Origin of the sequence: Paraburkholderia solisilvae, assembly GCF_902859875.1 — a bacterium.
GTDB classification, from domain to species: Bacteria; Pseudomonadota; Gammaproteobacteria; order Burkholderiales; family Burkholderiaceae; genus Paraburkholderia; species Paraburkholderia solisilvae.
Genome location: NZ_CADIKF010000114.1, coordinates 1 through 2,649, shown reverse-complemented (window position 1 = coordinate 2,649; position 2,649 = coordinate 1). Strand labels below are relative to the sequence as shown.

Sequence of the window (2,649 nt, the reverse complement as noted above, 5' to 3'; positions counted from 1 at the left end):
CAGCTTGAACTCGAGCGTGTACTGTGCTCGCTTTGCCTTGCTTGTCATCGTTCTTCTCCTTGCTTGAGTTTACCTGTTCAGCAAGGGATTCGTTTTTCGGGGGCAAGCTCAGATGTCTATGAACGCAAACTCAAAATTGCCCTAGGTATGGTCGCAAATCAAGCTCATGCGACCACGCCACGTGGCTTTGCTGATGTAAGGTCCAGTACGTCTCAGCAATCACATTGATATTAAGTAGGCCATCCGGTCATTTCCGATGAGCGAGTTCGGACATAGTCTTCAGAATCTTTTTTCCGCGAATGGAGCCGTCAATCACCACATGCACAACGTGAATGCCTTGTAGCTGTAACTCCCGCGCCAGCGTTTGACACACCATTCGGAATCCTGCTTTCGCTACGCCGCGAACCTGGCTCTGCCTCTTAACGACGAAGACACACCTGTAAACAAAATGGTGCCACAGCGGCACGGCAACATCAGGCGAGCCCCCTCCTTTCCAAACACAAAACCGCCCACCCTCCACATATCCTCGAAGACCGCCGTGTCGGTTTCGATCGTAGACGACAACACCGCATTGCCAGCGTTATAGACACCGATCTCGATCGGTCCGATACTCGCGATTCGTGCGGCGATACTTTGCAAATCGCCCCCTATGCTTGCGTCTCCGCGAGCAACTACCGCTCTCCCTCCATCCTCTTCAATTGTATGTATTGGATTTGCCCCCGTACTTCCGGACACCATCTCACACTAAGGTTGATGAATCGGTTCTGCGTCGGAACTCGCGCGGCGAGCGATATTTCAGCGCGCTATGCGGGTGTTTGTCGTTGTAGTGCTCGAAGGCAACGGCCAGATTGCGGACGGCGGTCACCGCGTCTGGCTTTGGCATGAACGCAACGTAATCACGCTTCATCGTCTTCACGAAGCTTTCTGCCATGCCGTTACTCTGCGGACTGCACACGGGTGTCGTTAGCGGCTTGAGACCGATGTCCGAGGCGAACGCGCGAGTCCTGTCGGCAATGTAGCCTGAACCGTTGTCGCTGAGCCATTCGATTTGCGCAGGCGCTCGCTGAACGTTGCCGAAGCGATGCTCGACGGCTGCCAGCATGACGTCACGAACAACATCGCCGCTATGCCCGCCAGTCGTCGCTGCCCAACTCATGGCCTCGCGGTCGCAACAATCGAGAGCGAACGTAACGCGCAGCGGCTCGCCGTTGTCACAACGGAATTCGAAGCCGTCAGAGCACCATCGCTGATTGCTCCTGGGCACCGCCACTTTGCCATCATGCCGCCGCTCGATGCGCGGCCGCGCAGGCCTTCTGTGAAGCAGTAGGTCGTGCACGCGCATCACGCGATAAACTCGCTTGGCATTCACCGGCGCCTCACATCGGGATTCCCGCTCGCATCGCAACAGGCCCCAGACGCGCCGATAGCCGTAGCTCGGCAAGTCAGCAATGAGCAACCGGATTTCGTCGACGAGGCCTGCATCATTCGTTTTCCGTGCACCGCGGCCGTCCTGCCAGTCAGCAGGCCGCGCGAGCTTTACCGCCATATTCGAGCGCGCTACACCGAGAACGTCACAGACCTGCTTCACTGGTCGTCCCCTGGCAATGAGGGTGAGCGCGCAATCCATTTTCGCGACTTCATCACCTCCACGGCTTCCCGAAGAATCTCGTTCTCCATAGTCTTCTTGCCGAGCAGGCGTTGCAGTTCCTTTATCTGCTTCAGCGCGTCACCCAGCTCAGACGCCGGCACAACTTCTTCGCCAGCGCTCACTGCCGACAGGCTACCGTCCTGATGCAGCTTGCGCCACTGAAACAGCTGATTCGGGTTAATGCCGTGCAGCCGCGCCACCATCGAAACTGTCTTGCCGGGCTCGAACGTCTCTCGAACCATCGCCAGCTTCTCATCTGCCGACCAGCGCCGCCGGCGCTCAGGTCCCGTCAACACTTCCATCACTTCGTTCTTGTTGTTAGTCATATACACAGTCTTATGCCTACCCGCTATTGTAAGTGGGAGACTGTGTCCGGACTTTCAGGGGGCTGTTCCATGTATAACCTCAGCCAATCGTTCGGAGGACCAATCGGTGACCACCACCTCGAAACCTTCTCTCTAAACGCCGGACGATCGCTGTGCCCGCTCCTTGAAGTGACCCTACTCCGACCACCCATGCGACCCTTCCAATGTCACTCCAATTGTGCCTCGTCATTGTCTACCTTCTATTCAGCTAATACAGCTTCCCCAACATTCAGTCTCCATTGCATGCCACTTGATGATTAAATATCTTGATCAACTATTACCTTAAGCAAATGCTTGGTTGTCCGCTACCAATCCTTCTTAGGACTGGAATTCGTAGTCGGCCTGCGCCAAAATATCCTTGGATGGGTTCAAATCGAACCTTGGCGAGCGCGTTTCCTTTCCCTTTTTCCCGAGACTGAACTGGCTTTTTGACATCGAATCTCCGAGCAAGAAGTCGGTCCGCGATTACCGCTGCGCGATGGCTTCACAACCATAGCGGTGAAATCCCATCATTAAATAGTCTCAATGAACCGCCCCGGATTTGGTGGAGGCTCCAACTTTTGAGAGAATGGAGCCATGAACAAGTCGAACAAGTTTTCTGCTGAAGTCCGCGAACGTGCAGTGCGCATGGTGCAG

Annotated in this window: 2 protein-coding genes; one reads left to right on the top strand and one right to left on the bottom strand. The window is 55.3% G+C overall.

From position 1 onward, the window contains the following. Window positions 1–228, top strand: a 228-nt coding sequence (locus tag HV675_RS32305; RefSeq protein ID WP_217478294.1) for a hypothetical protein, incomplete at its 5' end; no start/stop codon positions are given. Between the two features lie 511 nt (window positions 229–739). On the opposite strand, the gene HV675_RS31975 is transcribed toward HV675_RS32305, so the two are convergent. Continuing rightward, window positions 740–1,950 (bottom strand): IS3 family transposase gene (locus HV675_RS31975; RefSeq protein ID WP_175115456.1). Its coding sequence is split into 2 segments (ribosomal slippage): window positions 740–1,632 and window positions 1,632–1,950, totalling 1,212 coding nucleotides; the frame shifts between segments, so codons are not numbered across the junction. Window positions 1,951–2,649 lie beyond the last annotated feature (699 nt).